21 protein-coding genes are annotated in these 19712 nt (G+C 71.4%); 7 read left to right on the top strand and 14 right to left on the bottom strand.

The genetic code is table 11. From position 1 onward, the window contains the following. Positions 1 to 32 precede the first annotated feature (32 nt). From KUA19_RS04170 to KUA19_RS04150, 5 genes are all read right to left on the bottom strand, one after another. A complete protein-coding gene (locus KUA19_RS04170; protein WP_217394772.1) occupies positions 33 to 431 on the bottom strand; it encodes a hypothetical protein in 399 nt (132 codons plus the stop codon). Further along, a complete protein-coding gene (locus KUA19_RS04165; protein WP_217394771.1) occupies positions 428 to 1609 on the bottom strand; it encodes a hypothetical protein in 1182 nt (393 codons plus the stop codon). Before KUA19_RS04165 ends, KUA19_RS04170 begins: the two co-directional genes overlap by 4 nt. A gap of 121 nt (positions 1610 to 1730) precedes the next feature. Beyond that, positions 1731 to 1973, bottom strand: a complete 243-nt coding sequence (locus KUA19_RS04160; protein ID WP_217394770.1) for a hypothetical protein — start codon at positions 1971 to 1973, stop codon at positions 1731 to 1733. 87 nt (positions 1974 to 2060) lie between these two features. Further along, positions 2061 to 2981: a KPN_02809 family neutral zinc metallopeptidase gene (gene ypfJ / locus KUA19_RS04155; RefSeq protein ID WP_217394769.1), complete on the bottom strand. Its 921-nt coding sequence runs from the start codon at positions 2979 to 2981 to the stop codon at positions 2061 to 2063. A gap of 28 nt (positions 2982 to 3009) precedes the next feature. Beyond that, positions 3010 to 3741, bottom strand: a complete 732-nt coding sequence (locus KUA19_RS04150; protein WP_217394768.1) for a class I SAM-dependent methyltransferase — start codon at positions 3739 to 3741, stop codon at positions 3010 to 3012. Positions 3742 to 3806: 65 nt separating this feature from the next. On the opposite strand from KUA19_RS04150, the gene KUA19_RS04145 reads away from it, so the two are divergent. After that, positions 3807 to 4172, top strand: coding sequence for a YciI family protein (locus tag KUA19_RS04145; protein ID WP_217394767.1), 366 nt, complete (start codon positions 3807 to 3809; stop codon positions 4170 to 4172). On the opposite strand, the gene KUA19_RS04140 is transcribed toward KUA19_RS04145, so the two are convergent. Next, on the bottom strand, positions 4103 to 5668 hold the full coding sequence (locus tag KUA19_RS04140; protein WP_217394766.1) for a glycosyltransferase family 39 protein: 1566 nt from the start codon (positions 5666 to 5668) through the stop codon (positions 4103 to 4105). The two genes, KUA19_RS04145 and KUA19_RS04140, sit on opposite strands and share 70 nt — an antisense overlap. Positions 5669 to 5897: 229 nt before the next feature. Here KUA19_RS04140 and KUA19_RS04135 point away from each other — a divergent pair, with 229 nt between their 5' ends. Both KUA19_RS04135 and KUA19_RS04130 read left to right on the top strand, forming a co-directional pair. Then, positions 5898 to 6221: an ArsR/SmtB family transcription factor gene (locus tag KUA19_RS04135; protein ID WP_308167321.1), complete on the top strand. Its 324-nt coding sequence runs from the start codon at positions 5898 to 5900 to the stop codon at positions 6219 to 6221. Further along, on the top strand, positions 6218 to 6634 hold the full coding sequence (locus KUA19_RS04130; RefSeq protein WP_217394765.1) for an SRPBCC family protein: 417 nt from the start codon (positions 6218 to 6220) through the stop codon (positions 6632 to 6634). Before KUA19_RS04135 ends, KUA19_RS04130 begins: the two co-directional genes overlap by 4 nt. A 60-nt stretch (positions 6635 to 6694) precedes the next feature. Here the strand turns inward: KUA19_RS04130 and KUA19_RS04125 are convergent, their stop codons facing one another. Further along, on the bottom strand, positions 6695 to 7189 hold the full coding sequence (locus KUA19_RS04125; RefSeq protein ID WP_217394764.1) for a universal stress protein: 495 nt from the start codon (positions 7187 to 7189) through the stop codon (positions 6695 to 6697). Between the two features lie 119 nt (positions 7190 to 7308). Here KUA19_RS04125 and KUA19_RS04120 point away from each other — a divergent pair, with 119 nt between their 5' ends. Together KUA19_RS04120 and KUA19_RS04115 are read left to right on the top strand one after the other, a co-directional pair. Beyond that, positions 7309 to 7899, top strand: coding sequence for a TetR/AcrR family transcriptional regulator (locus KUA19_RS04120; RefSeq protein ID WP_217394763.1), 591 nt, complete (start codon positions 7309 to 7311; stop codon positions 7897 to 7899). Between the two features lie 354 nt (positions 7900 to 8253). Beyond that, entirely contained in the window at positions 8254 to 9426 is a 1173-nt protein-coding gene (locus tag KUA19_RS04115; protein ID WP_308167320.1) for a lysylphosphatidylglycerol synthase transmembrane domain-containing protein, read from the top strand. Here KUA19_RS04115 and KUA19_RS04110 read toward each other — a convergent pair. Next, positions 9416 to 9895: a GNAT family N-acetyltransferase gene (locus KUA19_RS04110; protein WP_217394761.1), complete on the bottom strand. Its 480-nt coding sequence runs from the start codon at positions 9893 to 9895 to the stop codon at positions 9416 to 9418. The genes KUA19_RS04115 and KUA19_RS04110 overlap by 11 nt on opposite strands. Positions 9896 to 10040: 145 nt before the next feature. Here KUA19_RS04110 and KUA19_RS04105 point away from each other — a divergent pair, with 145 nt between their 5' ends. Continuing rightward, a complete protein-coding gene (locus KUA19_RS04105) occupies positions 10041 to 11012 on the top strand; it encodes a CapA family protein (RefSeq protein WP_217394760.1) in 972 nt (323 codons plus the stop codon). Between the two features lie 34 nt (positions 11013 to 11046). Here KUA19_RS04105 and KUA19_RS04100 read toward each other — a convergent pair whose 3' ends face one another. From KUA19_RS04100 to KUA19_RS04090, 3 genes are all read right to left on the bottom strand, one after another. Beyond that, complete coding sequence (locus tag KUA19_RS04100; protein ID WP_217394759.1) at positions 11047 to 11430, bottom strand: hypothetical protein; 384 nt, start codon at positions 11428 to 11430, stop codon at positions 11047 to 11049. 118 nt (positions 11431 to 11548) lie between these two features. Continuing rightward, entirely contained in the window at positions 11549 to 12580 is a 1032-nt protein-coding gene (locus tag KUA19_RS04095; protein ID WP_217394758.1) for a hypothetical protein, read from the bottom strand. A 122-nt stretch (positions 12581 to 12702) separates the two neighbouring features. Next, entirely contained in the window at positions 12703 to 13623 is a 921-nt protein-coding gene (locus KUA19_RS04090; protein ID WP_217394757.1) for a hypothetical protein, read from the bottom strand. Between the two features lie 152 nt (positions 13624 to 13775). Between KUA19_RS04090 and KUA19_RS04085 the strand changes: the two genes are divergently transcribed. Beyond that, the gene (locus KUA19_RS04085; RefSeq protein WP_217394756.1) at positions 13776 to 14831 is read left to right on the top strand and encodes an SDR family NAD(P)-dependent oxidoreductase; all 1056 of its coding nucleotides are present in this window, start codon (positions 13776 to 13778) and stop codon (positions 14829 to 14831) included. 1 nt (position 14832) lies between these two features. Here KUA19_RS04085 and KUA19_RS04080 read toward each other — a convergent pair whose 3' ends face one another. The 3 genes from KUA19_RS04080 to KUA19_RS04070 form a co-directional block, all read right to left on the bottom strand. After that, positions 14833 to 15621 (bottom strand): aminotransferase class IV, encoded by a 789-nt coding sequence (locus KUA19_RS04080; protein WP_217394755.1) that lies wholly within the window; start codon positions 15619 to 15621, stop codon positions 14833 to 14835. 13 nt (positions 15622 to 15634) lie between these two features. After that, positions 15635 to 17578 (bottom strand): ABC transporter ATP-binding protein, encoded by a 1944-nt coding sequence (locus KUA19_RS04075; RefSeq protein ID WP_217394754.1) that lies wholly within the window; start codon positions 17576 to 17578, stop codon positions 15635 to 15637. A gap of 147 nt (positions 17579 to 17725) precedes the next feature. After that, the gene (locus tag KUA19_RS04070) at positions 17726 to 19519 is read right to left on the bottom strand and encodes an ABC transporter ATP-binding protein (protein ID WP_217394753.1); all 1794 of its coding nucleotides are present in this window, start codon (positions 19517 to 19519) and stop codon (positions 17726 to 17728) included. Between the last annotated feature and the right edge of the window lie 193 nt (positions 19520 to 19712).

The raw sequence follows: 19712 nt of genomic DNA, 5'->3' as shown, positions 1-19712 counted from the left end.
AGCCCCTCCTCGATGACCGAAACCCCAGCCGGTCAGGCGGTACGCGGCAGCGCGAACGGGTCTTCGGGCAGGAAGCAGCCGTGGTCCTGCAGCGGCAGCGGGTCGCCGAGCACGATGTGCTGCAGCCTGCCCGCGGGCGACAGACCGTCCGGCCGGTCGTGGACGCGTGTCCCGGCCAAGGGACCGCCGCGACCGATCAGTTCCCCCTCCACGTCCGCGACCAGGTCCCCGTCCCGGTCCAGCAGGGCGTGCACGGCGTCGTAGACGTCGACCACGGCGGCGGCCGCCTCGGCCTCGGTGAGGTCCGGATCGCTGTCGCGCAGAGCCTGGCGGGCCGCGGCCAGGAGGCGGCCCGGGTCCACCACGACGACGTCGCGCCGGGTCCGGATGCTGATCGTCATCCCCGCCACCGGGGCCGGTCCCTCCGTCATGCGGGGAGCGTAGCCGCCCCGAGGGACCTCGGCAGTACCTCCATGTCCGGGTAGGTCGCGCGGAGCTGGGACATCGTCTGCGCGGAGACCGCGGTGCCGACGAGGTCGATGTCGTCGGGGGTATGGCGGCGCACCAGATCCACGACGGTGTCGTCGTCGACGGGAGTGCCCCGCAGCGACAGCGAGCCAAGCCGCTCGACGCCGTCGAGTAGTCGGTGCAGCGGCAGGTCACCGTCACCGTCCACCGAGATGCTGAGCGAATCCAGCTCCCTCGGCAACCGCACCGATCCCGCGAGCGACCCACCACCGATAGTCAGCTGGCGCACTCGCTCGGAGATGACTCCGCCCAGCCAGACGGTGTCCGTCCCGACGAGAGTGAGGCTCTCGACCGCCGGTGCCTGGGTCGCCAACGACTCACAGCCCCACGGGCGGGGCGGCAGGTTGGCGATCGTCAGGTCAGTGACCGTGGTCAGCGCTCCCCCGGCCGCCGAGAAACCCTCCGCGTCGGCCAGGTGCAGGGTGAGCCGCTTCAGTCGCGGAAATCGGGCGAAGGTCGACAGGGCACCGGTCCCGAGCCGACAGCGCCGGTGTTCGAAGATCTCCAAGTTGGGGAGTTCGGGCAGCGCGGACAGCAGCTGACCGTCGAACTCCGCCGTACACAGGTCGAGCGACCACACGCTGTCGGCCGCTGCCGCGAGGGCCCGCAGATCCGTGGCGTCCCAGCACTCGGCACGGGTATGGATGCTGAAGGTCCCCTCATGCCGCCTGGGGGGCAGCCACGGCCCGAGCGCGTGGAACGGCGGCATGCCCTCGCGCTCGTGGTAGAGGTGCTCGTCGTCGCCGGTGAACCTGCCACAACACACGACCTCGAAAACCGTCTCCGTCCCGGTCTCGCTGGTCACCATCACGTTGATCCATTCCGGAACCCGGCCGTCGCGCCACAGCTGCGCGACGGCGGTGGCCAAGTCGACCCGGTGCAGGCTTGATGCCTTCTCCCAGGAGCTGTCCTCCGGGAACCGGACCTCACCGGGACGCGGCGGATGCCCGTCATAGGACTGGTTGAGGCGCACCCGGAAGGACAGGGCATCCGGGAGTGGCTCGGAGATCATGGTCTGCGCGAACCGGTGTGCCATCTCAGCTGCCTGCCTGAACCGCGAGGTGAAGGTGTCCTTGTCCACGGCTGCAACATACTCGGCCAGGCGGGACCGTTCGGACCGGTGCGCGCCGAGCCGCGCACGGCGGCGGTCGCGACGTATCGCCGATCCGGCGCGGCCCGGCTGCCATCGGAGTGAGCGGGGACTACTGGACCCAGAGCTTGTAGTAGCCGGGGCCGCTGGCCGGGTTGGCCGGGGTCACCGTCTCGCAGTAGTACTGCGCCCAGGAGCCCTGCTGGACGCCGTAGTAGCCGATCGACAGGCACTGGTCGGGCCAGCCGTAGGTCCCGGCCAGCCGCCAGGCCGCGTGCGCGGCCGTCGCCGTACCGGTGACCAGGGCACCGGCCAGGACGGCCACCGCCGCGGCCCGAGCGAACCTCTTCTTCATCGGAGCACCACCCATCAGTGAGAGTTGATGTCACTGAGAGGCTGGTGGTTACTGTCAAGAAACGGAACAGTTCGTGATCGGTCTATGTCAGATCGCCTTGGTGAAGGTGTCGCACTGCTTGCCGTCACCACTGCCATAGCCGGTGTTGAACCAGCGGCTACGCTGCTCGGAGGTGCCGTGGGTGAACTTCGACTCGTCGATCGGACCGCCCGCCTGAGACTGGATCTTGTCGTCGCCGATCGCGGCGGCCGCCTCCAGCGCCTGGTCGATGTCGGCCTGGGTGAGCGAGCTGAAGATGGGCTGCCCCTTGGCGTCCTTGGTCTCCAGCGCGTGCTTGGCCCATACCCCCGCGAAGCAGTCCGCCTGCAGCTCCAGCCGGACCGACAGCTCGTTGGCGCTGCCCGGGTCGGCCTCGGAGCGCCGCTGCACGTCGTCGGAGGTGCCGAGCAGGTCCTGCACGTGGTGGCCGTACTCGTGGGCGAGCACGTACGGCTGGGCGAAACGGCCCTTGGCGCCGAAGCGCTGCGCCAGCTCGTCGTAGAAGGTCAGGTCGATGTAGACCTGGTCGTCCAGCGGGCAGTAGAACGGGCCCACGCCGCTGTCGGCCATACCGCAGCCGGTGTTCACCTGGCGGGCGAAGAAGACCGTGTCGACCTGCTGGTACTGCTCGCCGAACGTGGTCGGCAGCGCGGTGCGCCAGTATGCCTGGATCGAGTTGATGTATAGCGCGTTGCGGCACTCGCTCTGGTTCAGCCGGTCGGGGTTGGCCGTCGAGCAGGTCTGGTCCACGCCGGGGCCGCCCGCCTCGTCACCGCCGCCCATCAGCTTGGGGCCCAGGAACGTGCCCGCCACGATCAGCGCGAGCACTATCAGCGTGCCCACCGTGCCGCCGCCGATGGGGATGGGCAGGCCGCCCAGGCCGCCGAGCGAGCCCCCGCCGCCGCCACCGGAGCCCCGGGCGTCGGTCACCTGACTGGTGTCGATGTCAGCGTTCTCGTTGAGGGTCATGCGCCCCGGATACCCGCGCCGGGCGCGGTTATTCGGGGCGTAGTGTGCCGACGCCGACACGGCGCACGACCACGACGTCCGGGCTGTCCGCGCCCGTCGGCGTCAGTCCGGCCGCGCGCAGTTCGGCGTCGAACCGCTCCTCGCTGACCAGGTGCCCGTCGAAGGTCTCGGTCTCCTGCCGGACCAGCTCCCCGTCGCGGACCACCCGGTAGCGGAAGCACCAGCGGACCCCGGCCGACCCGACCGGCGCCGAGGTCACGTCGCCGGTGTAGACGTCACCGCCCAGTTCCACGCTGGGCAGGCCGCGGCGACCGTCGCAGGCCGTCGCGGGCGGGCGCTGCACCACGGCCACACCCCCGGGCACCAGCGCCTCGGCCAGCGCGGCCAGCGCCCGTCGCCGGGCCCCGGCGTCCAGCCCGCCCATGGTGTTGAGGCACCAGCCGAAGTCGGCGACCGCACGCAGGCCCAACTCCTGTATCCCGGCGGCGTGCACCCGCACCCGGGGGCGGATGTCGGGGCGGGTCGCCAACCGGCTCAACAGCACCGAACGCATGCTCGCCGACGGTTCCACCGCGTGCAGGGGCAGGTCACACCGCTGCGCGAACCGGAACGTGGCCAGGCCGGTGCCCGCCCCGACGTCAAGCACTCCGACCCGCGGGGTGCCGAACCACCTGTCCGCCAACCGGTCGACCACCGCGAGCTGGTCCTCGGCCTGCAGCAGGTCGTAGAACTCGGCGGTCACCGCGTACGGCTGATTCACCGCGATCTCCATAACCCCGACCCGCTCATGACGAATGATCGATCGACAGCTGTACGCTGCCGTGCATGGCTGAATGGATCTACTTTGTACACCCGCCCCGCGACAATTTCCGGGCGACCCTCGACGACGAGGAGCGGGCAGTCTTCGACGCCCACGTCGAGTATCTGCTGCACCTGTACGCCAATGGCAAGCTGATCCTGTCCGGACCTACGCTGGGGACGACCAACACCGGCATCATCGTCATCGAGGCCGACGACGAGGCCGCGGCCGCCCAGATCATGAACGACGACCCGGCCATCTCCTCCGGCCTGACCCAAGGTGAGCTGCGGCCGTTCCTGGCCGCGCTGCTGCGCGGGCGCGATCACTCCAGCGTGCCGGTGTTCGACACCGAGACGCGACACAACGGCTCGCCCGCCAGCGTCACCGTGTGAATCTCGCGGTAGCCGGGGCCGGGCACGTCGGTGGTGATGCGAAAAAGTGGCTGCCCGTCCCCGACCCCGACGAACTCGTCGGCCAGATCCACCTCGGCCAGCGAGTTCCACTGGTGCTCGTCGCGAAACGTCGGACGCGGTTCGGCGGTGTATTCGGCGAAGTGGTCGTTGAGCCAGACCGCCGCCGCGCGGGTGCACGAGCCGTAGTAGGTGCTCTCATAGTCGTGGCGGGCGCCGGTGTAGCCGCCGACCAGCGGGCTGAAGTAGGAGTACTCGTACGGGAAGATCCGAGCCGAGGCGTAGGCGGCCTCGGCCTGGCCCAGCACGGCCGCCCCGACCAGCGCCACGGCCAGCGCGACCCGGCCGTGCCGCTGGGCGTGGCGCACCCAGCGCACCAGCAGCGCCGCCGCCAGCAGCACCAGTCCGGGCACCACGAACAGGAACTGCCGCAGGCTGTTGTAGAGCGTCGAGTGCGCCACGATGATCATGACGAGCGGCAGCACGGTGTACGCCCCGAGCAGCAGCAGGCGGGCGTCCAGCCGCTGCCGCCGTACCAGCGCGAGCGCCGCCGCCACCGCGGCGGCCGCCGTCAGCAGGACCACCGGCAGCGGTGAGCCGATCACGAGCCACCACGGCGCGTAGTACCAGGGCAGCCGCGTCGCGCGGACCAGCTCGCCGCCGAACAGGATCTCGTTGTCCCAGTCGTAGTTGGCCATCGAGTGCACCGAGTCCAGCAGCCCGTGCCCCGGGTTGGTCAGCAGGTACGGCCACATCACGGACATCACCAGGTACGCCGTCGAACCGACGACCAGTGCCGCGCAGAACTGACGGGCGAGCTCGCCGCGCAGTGCCACCCCGCGCAGTCCGCGCCCGTGGCGCAGCCAGTACCCGGCCGACACCAGCGCCAGCAGCCCGAACCACAGCAGCGCGTTCACCCGGATCGAGGCGGCGAACCCGATGGCGGCCCCGACCGCCGCCAGCGCCAGCACCCCGGACGGACGCTGCGGCCGCGACCAGCGGCGCAGCAGACGCAGCACCAGCCACAGCACCAGGGCCATGGCCACCGCCATGGGGACGTCCTTGGAGTTGTTCGGCAGCTGGCCGGTGTAGCGCGGGTACAGCGCGAGCCCGGTCGCGGCCGCCAGCGCCCCCCACGGCCCGGCCAGCTCCCGGCCCGCCAGCGCCACGATCAGGATGCCGAGCAGCCCGAAGCAGGCGTTGACCATGGTCCGGGTCTGCCACACCTCACCGGTCAGCTGCTGAAAGAAGGCGACGATCACCTCGTAGCCGGAGCCGTGCTGGGGCATGTAGAGGTAGTCGGGCATCTCCAGGAACGAGCGGTCGTGCCCGAACGACAGGTAGAACTTCAGCACCCGGGCGCCGTAGTCGTCCTGCATGTACTCGTCGTAGGTGCGGCCGTGGTAGCGCGCCGTGGCCAGGGTCACCCAGGTCACCACCGCCAGGACCAGGCCCAGCAGGGTGTACGGCAATCGCATCGCCCACCAGGACCGTCGCACCGACGTGACAGGTGGAACATCACTCGGTGTAGCGGAAACCGGCTCGACGGCGACGTCGGACACGAGGCACTCCCTGCTCGGTGAGGGCTCCCCCGTCCCCCGACCTGCTGGATTGTGGCTCAGGCGGGTGGCCCGCGCCAACACGCTCGCCGAAGACGGTGCCTGTCCGTGTTGACGCGTCGGAAAACTCCGACGTATTGTTTGAGCCGTGGCTGAGACCCGCGTGACAGACGTGTTCAGTGCGCTGGCCAACCCGGTCCGCAGGCAACTGCTCTACGCCCTGCGTACCGGACCGCTGGCGGTCAACGACCTGGTGGCGCGGTTCTCGCTCAGCCGCCCGGCGGTCTCGGAGCACCTGCAGGTGCTGCGGCTGGCCGGGCTGGTGCGCGAGGAGCCGCGCGGCCGCCAGCGCTTCTACCACCTGCAGCCGCAGCCCCTGGCCGAAGTGGGCCAGTGGCTGCACCCCTTCGAGCACTACTGGCGCGAGCGACTGCGGTCGCTGCGCGACGTACTGGATGAGGAGTCCCCGTGACCGAGCCCGCCGTGATCCACTGCGACCAGTTCCTGGCGCACCCGCCCGCCAAGGTGTGGCGCGCCCTGACCGAGCCCGAACTGCACGCCCGCTGGTGGGCCGCCGGTGACGTCCGCCCCGTGGTGGGGCACCGCTTCACCCTCGACATGGGCAAGTGGGGACAGCAGCCGTGCGAGGTGCTGGAGGTCCAGCCGGAGCGCCTGCTGCGGTACAGCTTCGCCGAAGGAACCCTGGACAACACCATCACCTGGCGCCTGGTCCCCGAGGGCACCGGCACCCGGCTGTTCCTGGAGCAGGCCGGCATCGACCTCGACTCGCCCCTGGGCCGCAGCGCGCTGGAGGGCATGTCCCGGGGCTGGCCTGGCATCCTCAGGCACCTGGACACCGTCCTGCCGACCTTCGCGGACGCCTGACCTCCGCTCGCGAAGGTTCGACCTCGCCCGGCTCCCGTCGGCTCCGGTCGCGAACGCCCGTCAGGGCACGACCACGACCGGCCAGCGACCCAGCCGGACCAGCCGCGTCGCGACCGAGCCGAGGAACCGGTGCCCGGCCTGCGCGGATGTGCCGACCACCAGCATGTCGGCCTTGAAGTGGTCGGCGGTCTCGCGCAGCTGCGTGAACGGATCGCCCTTGCGCACCACGAAGGTGGTCGGCAGGCCCATCTCCTCGGCGACCCGGCGCACCTCCCGGCGCAACTGGTCGGCGAGCTCGTCGTTCGCGTCCGCGGCGGCCACGGCCAGATCGGCGTACATGGTGCCGACCAAGCCCGACGGGGCGCCCACGAAGACCACGACCAGGCGGCAGCGCTGGCGGCGGGCCAGCCCGGCGGCGTACGCGGCGGCATGCTCGGACGTCGGGCTGCCGTCGACCCCGACCATGATCACGCGTGGCCCGTCCGTGCCGCACTCGAAGTCATGCCGCAGCGCCGCCGGGCCGTACTGCTCGGCGGCGCCGGTAGGGGTGTCCATGTCCGCTGCTCACGCTTCCTATCGAGGGGCATCCACGCCCACCAGCATGACACTGCTTGCCTGACACGCAAAGTTGCCCATGAGGCAAGTTTGCCCACCGAGCGGTAAAGTGTGCATTTGTGGAGACGACGATCACGCTGCGCGAGCGCAAGAAGGAAGCGACCCGGCAGTCGCTGCACGAGGCGACCCTGCGCCTGGCGCTGGAGCGTGGTTTCGACACGGTGACCGTCGACGCGATCGCCGACGAGGCGAATGTGTCGCGGCGTACGTTCTCCAACTACTTCATCAACAAGGAAGACGCCCTGCTCTACGGCGACCGGGCCCGCATCGACGGACTGCTGGCGCGACTGCGCGCCCGTCCGGCCGACGAGCCGCCGTGGCAGGCGCTGACCCGCAGCGCCGCCGCCCAGTTCGCGCAGCGGCGCGAGCCCGACCCGAACTGGCTGGGTCAACTGCGGCTGCTGCGCAGGCACCCGTCGCTGCTCGCCCAACAGGCGGCCATTCAGTCCGCGTTCGAGCAGGACCTGGCCGCCGAGATCGCCGCCCGCGACCCGGACCACGACGACCCGATGCGCTCACGGATCATGGCGGCGGTGTTCCTGGCGACGATCCGCACGGTAACCGCGCAATGGACCGAGCAGAAGACCAGGTCGTCCCTGGCCGACGCGATCCAGACCGGCCTGGCCTGCGCCGGAGACCGCTTCGCCTGACCCGGCGGCTGGCGGCTGGCGGCTGGCGGCTGGCGGCTGGCGGCTGGCGGCTGGCGGCTGGCGGCTGGCGGCTGGCGGCTGGCGGCTGAACGATGATCGCCGTCTTCGGTCACTATCTCGGCTGCACAGCGCCCTTTTGACCGACGACAGCGATCATCGACCGAAACAGGCCCGAAGATCGCCACTACCGGTCAAAACACTGCACGGCGCGAGAGCCGAAACTCACTTTCCGACCGCAGTCGCCAATCATCCACGGCGGCAGGCGCCGAAGATCGCGACCTACGGTCAGAACACTGCACTACGCACGACGGGCAGGAACCTCAGTCCCTCGTCACAACGACGATCACGGCGCGCGTGAGCCTCAGCAGATCACCAAATCAGGTCACATCGGACCCCCTGGTTGGCGATAGGCCGAGCCCACTGATTTGCCGTGTGGGCAAAATTACTTGTTGTGCAAAAGTGTCGCCGCGGGCAGTAGCGTCAGCGGACGTGCGGCACCCCGCGATCAGACGCTGGCTCCGCAGGCTGCTGCCTGTGGTGGCGATCGCCGTAGCGTTGTACACCGTCCGCGACAAGGTCCCTAGCGTGGACGAGATCTGGCCCGTGCTCGCCGGCGCCGAACCCGGATGGCTGCTCGTGGCGCTGGTCGCCGAATGGGTCTCCATGGCCATGTTCGCCCGGCAGCAGGTCTGGCTGCTCAAGGGCGTCGACGTGGACGTGCCGATGCGCAGCGCGCTGGCCGTGACGTACGGCCGATCGGCCATCGCCATCAGCATGCCCGCCGGATCGGCGGTGTCGGCCGCGTTCGCGTACCAGTCGTTCCGCCGCTGGGGCGCCTCCAGCGAGGCCGCCACGGCAGTCATGATCCTGTCCGGGGTGTGCTCGTTCGCGGCTCTGGCGCTGCTCTACCTCACCGGCTTCCTCACCATGGTCGTCCGGGCGCCCCAGGAGATGTGGGACGCCCATCCGGCCGGTGTGCTCAGCGCGGCGGGCGCCGTCGCGGTCGCCGTCGGCCTGCGGATCTGGCGCCGAACGCGGAACCGGGCCGACTGCGCCGACCGGATCACGCGACCCGCGGCTCAGGCGGTCGAGGGCGGCTGGCCGGCCGACCGGCTGCGGGTGCTGCTGGACCTGCTGCGGCGTACCGTCTCCGTCAGCGCCACCATCTCCCGCCGCTACCGCCGGGCCGCGCTCGGCTTCGCCGCCGCCAACTGGCTGGCCGACCTGGTGTGTCTGGCCGCCGTGGCCCGCGCCTTCGACCTGCCGCTCACGTTCATCCAACTGGGCACCGTGTACGTCGTCGTCCAGCTGGTGCGCCAGATCCCGGTCTCCCCCGGCGGCATGGGCGTCATCGAGGCCAGCCTGCTCACCGCGCTCACCTCGGCCGGGGCCGGGCAGGCGCCCGCCACGGCGGCGGTGCTCGGCTACCGGCTGTTCTCCTGCTGGCTGATCATCCCGGTCGGCCTGGCGATCTGGGCGTACCTCGGCAAGGTGCACGCCCCGCAGCCACAACCCGTCATGCCCTGACCGTCAGCCACAGGTACGGGCGCGGCTGGATCGCGTTCCACTCCTGCTCCTGCTCGGCCGGGACCCGGACGAACCCCGCCCCGAGATAGCAGGCCAGCGCCGCGTCGTTGCCCGGCACCAGCCGCAGGAACACCGTCGGGTGGAGTTCACGCGCCAGTCCGGTCAACGACCGCACCAGCTCCCGGCCCAGGCCCTGGTTGCGGCGAGCCGGATCGATCAGGAGCCGGGCCAGCTCGACCTCGTCCTCCTCGTCGTCGACCCACAGTTCGCCATAGCCGACCGGCACGTCGCCGTCGACCAGCAGGTATGCCCGCACGTCGGGCTCAGTCGCCCAGGACGCGATCACCTCCGGGGGCACGGGCGCCTGGTCGCGCGAACACCAGGCCGCCACCTCGCCCGGGGTCGTCGCCCAGCCGCTGACCAACGCGGCCGCCACATCACGAAACGCCGTCACCGACAGCTCCGCCACGCTCTTCCTCCCAGCCCCGAACACCGGCGCCGCACCGTAACACCAACTCCGCACCCCCGCGCCACCCATTACTCCGCCGCACCAGCCCCGACCGGGGTGCGATTTCGGGGAAGTTGTCGAGTGGGCCGAGACGCGGTGGAATGGAATGGTGGTGCGAGTGGTGCTCGCGGGGGACACCATGCTCGGGCGCGGGGTCGGCGACCGGTTGGCCACCGGGGCGGCGTTCGAGGAGCTGTTCTCCCCTGCCGTACGCGGGATCTGCGCCGACGCCGACGCGTGCGTGCTGAACCTGGAGTGCTGCGTCAGCGACCGCGGCGAGCGCTGGGCCGCCCCGGGCAAGCCGTTCTTCTTCCGTGCTCCGCCGCGCGCCGCGGCACTGCTGTCCTGGCTCGGCATCGGGTGTGTGACGCTGGCCAACAACCACGCCCTCGACTACGGCTCGATGGCGCTGCTGGACACGCTGGCGCACCTGCGGGCGGCCGGGATCGCGGTGACCGGTGCCGGGCCGGACGAGGACACCGCCCGCGACTGGCGGGCACTGGACGCCGGGGGTAAGCGGTTGGGCGTGCTCGGCGTCACCGACCATCCGGCCGACTTCGCCGCCACCGCCACGTCGCCGGGCGTCGCCTATGCGGACCTGCACCGACAGGTGCCCGACTGGCTGGTCGAACGGATCGCCGCGATGGCCGCCGAAACCGACCTGGCCCTGGTCATGCCGCATTGGGGCCCGAACATGACCAGCCGTCCCGTGCCGCATGTGCGGGCCGCGGCACCAATTCTGCTGGCGGCGGGCGCGACGCTGGTCGCCGGGCACTCCGCGCACGTTTTCCACGGCGCGCACGGACCGGTGCTGTACGACCTGGGTGACTTCATCGACGACTATGCCGTCGATCCCCATCTGCGCAACGACCTCGGCCTGCTGTTCGAGGTGACGGTGGACGACCGCGGACCGGTGCACGTCGAGGCCGTGCCGCTGGCGCTGGACTACTGCCATACCCGGCTGGCCCGGGCCCGGGAGGCCGACTGGATCGGCCACCGGTTCGCGGCGGCCTGCGCCGAGCTCGGCAGCACCGCCACCGCCGTCGCGGACGGCAGGTGGCGCGTGCCGCTGCGCTGAGTCCCGCGACAGTCCCGGTCAGCGACAGTCCCGGTCAGCGGATACGGCGGCGGCTTATCCGGGCCAGGCGCGCCGCCACGGCGTCCGGGGTGTCGATGCCGAGTTCGGCACGGCGGCGCAGCTTGTACGACACGATGTCGGCCAGCGGCGCGTCCCGCCACTTGCGCCAGCGCGTGGTGTACCACATGGACTTCTTCGCCAGCAGCGCGTTCTCGGCACGCTCGGCCACCTCGACGTCGACGGTCGCGCCCGCGGCGTCGGTGAGGACCTGGCTGGCACGATGCCGGTCGGACCGGTTGGGTGTGCGCTTGTTGCGTCGGATGCTCTTGCGGGAGCTCTTGTCGTTCTCGCCGTAGTCGTTGCGCCGATCCTTGGCATAGCTCAACGCCTTCTTCTCCTGCGGACTCCGCCGGACCACAACGCTCCCTTCGACCTGCCCTCCACTGCCGACGCTACGCAGCGGCGAACCGGCCCGCATCCGGATTCGCGGAGGTCACCTGGGCGACAGCCCGGATGGCCTCCGCGAACGGTGTGGGTCAGCGGGCCTGCCAGTCGTGCTGGTAGCCCTGGTAGAGGTAGCGACGGGTGGAGCCGTCGCGCAGCGTCACCCAGGCGACGCCGCTACGACCGGCGGTGACCAGGACACTGCCGTCGTTGGCAGGCGACGGGATCGCCGCGTACTCCCAGTCGGCGCCGATCTGGGTCTGCGGCGTGAACGTCGTCGGCGGGGCGGAGATCGTCTGCAGCGGTCCGATCTGGGGGTTCGGCTCGTAGCGCGGCGCGGTCTGCTGCGTCCACAGCAGCCGGGACGAGTCGGCCGTGAAGGCGGGCTCGGTGGCGAAACCGTCCAGGGTCGCGCCCCCGCCGCCGAAGGCGGCCACCCACCACTCCTCGCCGGTCACCACATCCACGACCGACAGGCAGTCGTCGACGATGGCGAAGCACTCGCCGTTGGGAAAGGCGATCCAGCGCCCGTTGGGCGACCAGGCGATCGTGCGCGAGTGGCGCAGCGGATTCCAGGTGCCGGGCGGGACGACCGCCGCCACGGCGGACTTCTTCGGCATGCTGTCGAACACCCGCTGCGCGGCCGCGCTCAGGTGCGTCTGCAGCTTGCGCCCCGAAGCAGCGCGGGCCGGCGCCGAGCCGCCCGAGCCGATGTCCACGATGTAGATGGTCGGCGCGTAGTTGTCCCAGGTGCTGTATTCGTATGCCAGCTTCGTGCCGTCCGGCGACCACGCTCCGGCGCCGACGAAGCCGCTGGTGGTGATCTGGCTGCCGACGGTGAACGTGTGCGCGACCGAGTCGACGTGTCCGTAGAAGAGGTTGCCGCCCTTCAGGACGACCAGGCCGTCACCGGGACCGGGCTGCCAGCGCGGCCGCTCGTACCCGCCGCCGGTCGTGGCCTGCCAGACCGCGCCCGACGTCTCGGCGATGAACAGATTGCCGCCCCGGATGAACGCCACCTTGCCCGGCACTCCCGGGCTGACTGCCTGCGCCGGTGCGACCGGAACCAGAATCGCTGCCGCGGCCAGGCACACGCCCGCCACGGTCCTTCGCATTACCCCCATGGATCACCCTCCTGTTTGGAGTCGTGTAATCCATCAAGCCTAAGATGGAGTCTCTTCGATCGCTGTCCGTGCGGTGACATGAACGGCCGGTGCCGGTGTCGGGCTCCCGACCCGGACGCCGTTCAGGCCAGCGTGGTGGGCAGCCCGGCCGCCTCGGCGACCCGGCACCGCCACTCGGCGCGGATCGCGTCGAGTTCGGCCCGGTGCTCGGCCTCCCACCGGTCCAGGCGCGAGGCGAGCAGTCGCATCGCCGGACGGTACGAAGCCTCGCGGCACGTCGCGTCGGCGGTGAAGGTCGCTGTCAGCGCCGCCACCGCGTCGTTCCACGCGGGGGTCGCCGGGCGCCCGTTGACCGGGGCGTCCTCCAGCCGCAGCCCCCAGTCGTGGAACAGGAAGTCGTCGCGGCCGTGCCACTCGACCTGGTAACCCAGCTCGGCCATGCACGGCGAATACCGCATGATCCCGAGCTTGATCATCGAGTCGCCGATGATGTCCGACCCGATGCCGGGCAGGTCGGACAGCTCGTAAGCCCCGGTCGGCGGCAGGAAGTCGTGGTAGTCGCGATACTCGTACGGCGCTCGGCAGCCGTTGACGACGGCGGCCCACCCGTCGGGGTCGACGCCCGGTGGCGCGCCGCGTTCGTAGTATCCGGCGGGCATGTGCGCGTGGCCGAGCACGTTGGTGATGAATCGGCGCCCGTGCTCGGTCACCGAGTCCAGCACGCCCGCGCGGCCGGTGCCGTAGCCGAGGTCGGCGTCGGTGAAGCCCTCGTACCGGCTGAAGAACGGGGCGGATTCGTAGGGCATGCCGTGCTCCCGCATACAGGCCACCGTGCCGCCCTCGATCCGGTGGTAACTGAGCAGCTCGGACGCCTTGAGTTCCTCGGTCGAGCCGAGGATGCGGATCATCAGCGCGTCGAGACGGGCCGCGGTCGCGGTCGGATCGCTCCACACCGTGTAGCGCAAGACCACGGCGGCACCGCCCGCCAGCAGCGCCGCGGCGAGCAGGAAGATGACCGGCCACCGCCGGGTGAACCGCGACACCGATCCCCCTGACCTCGACGTGAACGTCGGTCAATCTACCGGGTCCATCGGACCGGCACTGTCCCGTGGCACGGTGCGCACGCTGAGAGGCGCGCCGCGGCGCCCGCGCACGGCAGGATCGACCGCAGGGCGGCGACCGGGAGGAGCGCGCGATGCAGGTGCTGGTGACGGGTGGTACGGGGTTCCTCGGCGCGCACACCGTGGCCGCGCTGGCCCGCGAGGGCCACCAGGTGCGGATGCTCGCCCGTGCGCACGCCGGGGTCGAGCGCGCGCTCGGCCCGCTTGGTGTGTCCGCCAGCGGCGTCGAGGTGATGCTCGGCGACGTGACCGACCCGGCCGCGGTGAACCGGGCGGTGCGCGGGGTCGACGCGGTGGTCCACGCGGCCGCGGTGTTCTCCTTCGACACCCGACAGAACGCGGCCATGCGCCGCACCAACGTCGCCGGGACCGAACTGGTGCTGTCGGCGGCCCGCCGGTTCGACGTGGGCCGCACCGTGTACGTCTCGACGTTCGGCGCCATGCTGCCCGCCTCGGGCGGCGTGATCGGCACCCGGACCGCGCCCGGCGCGGCGCGTGAGCCGTACCTGGCCAGCAAGGCGGCGGCCGAGGCGGTCGCCCGCGAGCACCAGGCCCAGGGCGCGCCGGTGGTGATCACGTATCCGCCGGCGCTGCTGGGCCCGGACGACCCGAAGCTCGGCGACCAGAACGCCCGGCTGCGCAACATGCTGCGCGGGCTGATGCCGATGTGGCCCTCGGGCGGCTTCCCCGTCGGCGACGTACGCGACACCGCCGCGCTGCACGCCGCGCTGCTGACCGCCCCGGCCGACAGCCCGGACCGCCACTTCGGACCGGGCCGCTACGCCAGCACCCGGGTGTTCGTGCGGTCGGCGCGCCTGGTGACCGGCCGCAGCCTGCCGACGGTGTTCCTGCCCGCGCGCGCGATGATGCCGCTGGCCTACCTGGCCGGGCTGGCGCAGCGGGTCTGGCCCTGGCACATCCCGGCCGAGTACGGCGCCTGCTACGTCTGCGCCTGCGACGCCCGTCCCGACGACGAGCGCCCGCCGCTGGGCATCGCTGCCCGCCCGTTCACGCAGACGCTGGCCGACACCGTGCGGTGGCTGCACCGGCGCGGGCTGGTCACGGCCCGGCAGGCGGGGCAGGCCATCGGCCCGGCCGACGTGTCGACGGTCGCGCCCGAGCACGTGTAGTTCAGATCGGATCCCACGGCACCGCGTCGTACAGGCCGGTCAGGGTCGCCATCAGCGGCTCGTCGATCGGGATGCGGCGGTCGTCGATGTGCTCGACCGGGGTGATGCCCAGCGAGTTGGTGACGAACGCGGCGGGCAGCGTGACCGCCTCGGACAGGTGCAGCGCCCGGCGCCGCACCGCGCTGCCCCGATCGACCAGCGCCCGCTCCAGCAGCTGCATGGTGATGCCCGCCAGCGCGGGCGCGTCCGGCCACAGCACCGCGTCGCCGTCGCGGAAGCCGATGTTGGCGATCGCGGTCTCGCTGATGAGCCCGCCGGGACCGGTGAGCAGGGCGTCGTCGTAGCCCTCCCGGCGCACCCGGATGCCGTGGTAGGTCTGGCCGAAGCCGCCGACGTGCTTGAGGTGGGCGGCCGGGCGCTGGTACGGCACCGAGCGCAGTCGCTTCGGGCGCGGGTCGAACACGTGCGGCTCGGTCACCGAGACCATCACCGACACCGGGTCCGGCGCCCCGGTGGGCTGCGGGCTGAACACGACCACGCGCACCGAGGCGTCCGCCCGGCCGCGCAGCGCGTGGCGGATCCGTTCCCGGACCAGCTCAGCGGGCAGACCGGCGCCGAACAGCTCCCGGGTGGCCGAGTCGAGGCGGTCCAGGTGCAGGTCCAGGCCGCGTACGGCACCGGCACGGACCTGCATCGAGGTGTAGTGGCCGTAGTTGACCAGGGCCGGGAACAGCAGCCCGGCGGCGGCGGCCGGGTCCCCGTCGATCTCGACGTACGGCGAGGTGGTCACGCGGTCCTCCGGTTCACTGGTGCCGCGACCAGGTCGCGAACATGTCGGCGTAGCGGCCCTTGGCGGCCAGCAGCTCGGTGTGCGAACCGACCTCGACGATGCCGTTGCTGTCCAGCACCACGATCCGGTCGGCCCGCATCGCGGTGGACAGCCGGTGCGCGATCAGCAGCGCGGTACGCCCCTCCAGCAGCCGGTCCAGCGCCTGCTCGACCCGCAGTTCCGACCGCAGGTCCAGGTTGGACGTCGCCTCGTCCAGCACCACCACCCGGGGGTGGGCCAGGAACGCCCGTGCCAGCGCGAGCAGCTGCCGCTGCCCGGACGAGACCGACTGCCCTCGCTCGTGCAGCGGTGCGTCCAGCCCTGCCTGGGTGCGCTCGACCAGGTCACGCAGGCCGACCGCGTCGATGGCGGCCCAGATCTCCGCGTCGGTCGCCTCCGGCCGGGCGAACGCCACGTTGTCGCGGATCGACCCGGCGAACATGAACGGCTCCTGCGGCACCACGCCGATCTGGCGGCGCAGCGAGGCGAGGCTGACCTCGCGCAGGTCGTGGCCGTCGATGAGGACCCGCCCGGAGTCCGGGTCGTGCAGCCGGGTCACCAGTTTGGCCAGCGTGGACTTGCCCGCGCCGGTGGGTCCGACGCAGGCGATGGTCTCGCCGGGCGCGATGGTCAGGTTCACCTCGCGCAGCACCGGCCGGACCGGGTCGTAGCCGAAGGTGACCCGGTCGAACACGATGCCGCCGGAGGCGGGCGGCAGCGTCCGCGGACGCGGGTGCTCCAGCACCGACGGCTCCTGCGCCAGCAGCGCGCGCAGCTTGAGCACCGCGGCCCGGCCCTGCTGGTAGTTGGTGTACAGCTGCACCAACTGCTGCACCGGGGCGAAGAACGCGTTGAGGTAGAGCACGAACGCGGTCAGCTCGCCGATGCTCAGCTCGCCGCGCAGCACCATCCGGCCACCGATGAGCAGCAGCAGCGCCATGCCGACCATGCCGATCACGGAGGTGCCGGGGCCGTAGATCGCGTTGATGTGGCCGGTGAATTCGTTGGCGTCGCGGTAGCGGCCCACCACGACCCGGTGGGCGCGCACGTTGCGGTCCTGCCGGTTGTGCGCGGTCACCACCCGTACACCGTGCAGGTTCTCGGCCAGGTCGGTGAACATCGCCGCGATGGTGTCGCGCTGGCGCGCGTAGCCGACGTCGGAGGCGCGCCGGAACCACAGCGACGCCGCGAGCAACGCGGGCACCACCAGCAGCAGCGTGATCGCGGCCAGTTCGACGTGGTAGGCGAACAGCACCGCCGTCACCACGATCATGGTCAGTCCCTGCACCGCGAACTGGGCCAGCCCCTCCTGGAACAGCTGCTGCAGCGACTCCACGTCGGAGGTCATCCGGGTCAGGATGACCCCGCCCTTCTCCTCGGTGTAGTAGTCCATGGACAGCCGCTGCAGGTGCGCGAAGACGCGTACCCGCAGCTCGCGGGTCGCCTCGGCGGCCAGTCGCCCGGTCTGGCGCATGCGCGCGCCCGACACCCACCACCCGGCGACGACCGCCGCGACGAACGCGCCCGAGGCCCACAGCAGCACCGGCAGATTCCGGGCGCCGATGCCGTGGTCGATGCCGACCTGCACGAGCAGCGGGCCCGCCTGCAGCAGCACCGTCTCGGCCAGTACGGCCAGGCAGGCCAGCACCAGCAGGCCGCGGCGCCGGGTGAGCAGCGACAGCATCGTCAGCGGGGCGCCGCCGCCGCGGTGGCCGAACCGGTCGGTGGGCTCGGGGTGCCGCGGCTCGGCCGCCTCCAGTCGGCGTACGCCCGTGAGCAGCTCCGACGGGATGCCGCCGAACGGCAGCCCGTTGCCCTGCGCCCCCTTGTTGCCGCCCCCGGCCAGGCCGCCGAGACCGCCCATCGGCCCGCCGCCGCCCGCGCCCGGCCCGCCGAACCCACCGCCGAACATGCTCATGCCGTCGCCTCGCTTCGCTCCCCGACGGCATGAGGCACTGACATGCCCCGTGACATGATTCGCTCGCTCCGCTCGCTCATGCCGTCGCCTCGCAACGCTGCCCGACGGCATGAGGCACTGACATGCCCCGTGACATGATTCGCTCGCTCATGCCGCCACCTCGCTGTTCAGATCGTCGGGGCGCAGGCTCGCCAGCACCTCGGTGTAGCGGGGTTCGGTGGCCAGCAGCTCGGCGTGGGTGCCCTGGGCCACGACGCGGCCGTCCTCGACCAGCACGACGGTGTCGGCCAGGGCGATGGTGGACAGCCGGTGCGCCACGATGATGGTGGTCCGGTCGGCCAGCAGATCGCGCAGCGCGGCGTGGATGCGCTGCTCGACGGTGACGTCGACGGCGCTGGTGGCGTCGTCGAGCACCAGCACCGGCGGGTTCACCAGCAGCGCGCGGGCGATCGCGATCCGCTGGCGCTGCCCGCCGGACAGGGTGTAGCCGCGCTCGCCCACGACGGTGTCGTACCCGTCGGGCAGCTCGCGGACGAAGTCGTCGGCCCCGGCGGCGGTCGCGGCGGCGACCACGTCGGCCAGGTCGGCGTCGGGGCGGCCGTAGGCGATGTTGTCGCGGATGGACACGGAGAACAGGAACGGCTCGTCGGGCACGATGCCGACCTGTTCGCGCAGCGTGTCGAGCGCGTAGTCGCGCACGTCGCGGCCGTCGACCCGGACGGCTCCGGCGTCGGCGTCGTAGAAGCGGGCCAGCAGGCGGCCCAGCGTCGACTTGCCCGAGCCGGTACGGCCGACGACCGCCACCGTCGCCCCGGCCGCAACGCGCAGGTCCAGCCCGCGCAGCGCGACGGTGCCGTTGGGGTAGGTGAACTCGACGGCCGCGAACTCGACGTCGCCACGCACCCGGGCGCGGACCGGGTCGGGCCATTCGGTGATCTCGGAACGGGTGTCGAGCACCTCGTAGATGCGCTGCGCCGAGGCGGCGGCCCGCTGACCCAACATGATCATCATGCCCAGCATGCGGAACGGCGGCTGCAGCATCAGCACGTACGAGTTGAACGCGACGATCGTGCCGACCGAGGCCTGCCCTTCGATGACCATCCAACCGCCGCACAGCAGCACCAGGGCCAGACCCAGCCGGGGCAGGCTCTCCAGAGTGGGCGCCCAGCGGCTGCGGATCTCCGCGTCACGCCGGTACGCCCAGCGCACCCGGTCGGCCGCGCTCGCCAGCGTGGTGAGCTGCCGCTGCTCGGCCGCGAACGCCTTGACGATGCGCACCCCGCTGACGTTCTCGTCCACCAGCGTCGCCACCTTGGCCAGCCGCGCCTGGATCAGCCACGACACCGGGAAGATCGCCTTGCGCATCCACACGCCCAGCACCGCGATCAGCGGCATGGTGGCCATGGCCACCACCGCCAGCGGCGCGTCGATCGACACCATCAGCGCGAACGCGAACACCGCGATCAGGCACTGCACCAGGATCGACGGGCCGAACGCCAGGTACATCTGCACGGCGCGGATGTCCGAACTGGACCGTGACATCAGCTCGCCGGTCTGCACCCGGTCGTAGAAGCCGAACGGCATCCGGATCAGGTGCGCGTAGATGATGTTGCGCAGGTCGTACTCGATCTCGTACGCGGTGCGCAGCAGGTAGCGGCGGGCCAGGTAGTTGACTCCCCCGGCGGCCAGGGCCAGCCCGACCAACCACCACACGTAGGTGCCGAGGCTCGCGGTGCGGGCGACCAGGGCGTGGTCGATGCCCAGGCGCACCACGTTGGGGATCTGCACCTGCACGATCAGGCCGACCAGGGACAGGCTCAGCGAGGTGAGCAGCAGCCAGCGGTGCGCCAGCACCACCGGCAGCGCGCGCCGCAGCCAGGATTTGCTCGGATCGGGGTCGATGGCGGCGCGGGGGGCGCGGTACTGCGGGGGTGCGGTCATCACTGGTCCAGGTCCAGGCACGGTAAGGGGCAGCTCCGGGGTGGCACCGTAACCATGCCACGGTGCGGCGCCCGCAGGCGACCCGCCTGCGCCGCCGTTCCCGCCGGTACGCCGCGGTCGACGCGCCGACCTCGCGCTACACCCGTCGTTAACAAAATGATCACTTCTGTGAATGGGCGTTTTTCCGGCGCGG

Origin of the sequence: Catellatospora tritici (genome assembly GCF_019083965.1) — a bacterium.
In the GTDB taxonomy this organism is placed as follows: domain Bacteria; phylum Actinomycetota; class Actinomycetes; order Mycobacteriales; family Micromonosporaceae; genus Catellatospora; species Catellatospora tritici.
This window is presented reverse-complemented; position numbering and strand designations above follow the sequence as displayed.

What these genes read in the sequence shown, in the direction of transcription:
- KUA19_RS04145 (WP_217394767.1), top strand. Translation starts at nt 3,807, where the DNA reads ATGGCTGAATGGATCTACTTTGTACACCCGCCCCGCGACAATTTCCGG.
- KUA19_RS04160 (WP_217394770.1), bottom strand. Translation starts at nt 1,973, where the DNA reads ATGAAGAAGAGGTTCGCTCGGGCCGCGGCGGTGGCCGTCCTGGCCGGT.
- KUA19_RS04095 (WP_217394758.1), bottom strand. Translation starts at nt 12,580, where the DNA reads ATGGGGGTAATGCGAAGGACCGTGGCGGGCGTGTGCCTGGCCGCGGCA.
- KUA19_RS04125 (WP_217394764.1), bottom strand. Translation starts at nt 7,189, where the DNA reads ATGGACACCCCTACCGGCGCCGCCGAGCAGTACGGCCCGGCGGCGCTG.
- ypfJ (WP_217394769.1), bottom strand. Translation starts at nt 2,981, where the DNA reads ATGACCCTCAACGAGAACGCTGACATCGACACCAGTCAGGTGACCGAC.
- KUA19_RS04085 (WP_217394756.1), top strand. Translation starts at nt 13,776, where the DNA reads ATGCAGGTGCTGGTGACGGGTGGTACGGGGTTCCTCGGCGCGCACACC.
- KUA19_RS04070 (WP_217394753.1), bottom strand. Translation starts at nt 19,519, where the DNA reads ATGACCGCACCCCCGCAGTACCGCGCCCCCCGCGCCGCCATCGACCCC.
- KUA19_RS04075 (WP_217394754.1), bottom strand. Translation starts at nt 17,578, where the DNA reads ATGAGCATGTTCGGCGGTGGGTTCGGCGGGCCGGGCGCGGGCGGCGGC.
- KUA19_RS04105 (WP_217394760.1), top strand. Translation starts at nt 10,041, where the DNA reads ATGGTGGTGCGAGTGGTGCTCGCGGGGGACACCATGCTCGGGCGCGGG.
- KUA19_RS04170 (WP_217394772.1), bottom strand. Translation starts at nt 431, where the DNA reads ATGACGGAGGGACCGGCCCCGGTGGCGGGGATGACGATCAGCATCCGG.
- KUA19_RS04140 (WP_217394766.1), bottom strand. Translation starts at nt 5,668, where the DNA reads ATGCGATTGCCGTACACCCTGCTGGGCCTGGTCCTGGCGGTGGTGACC.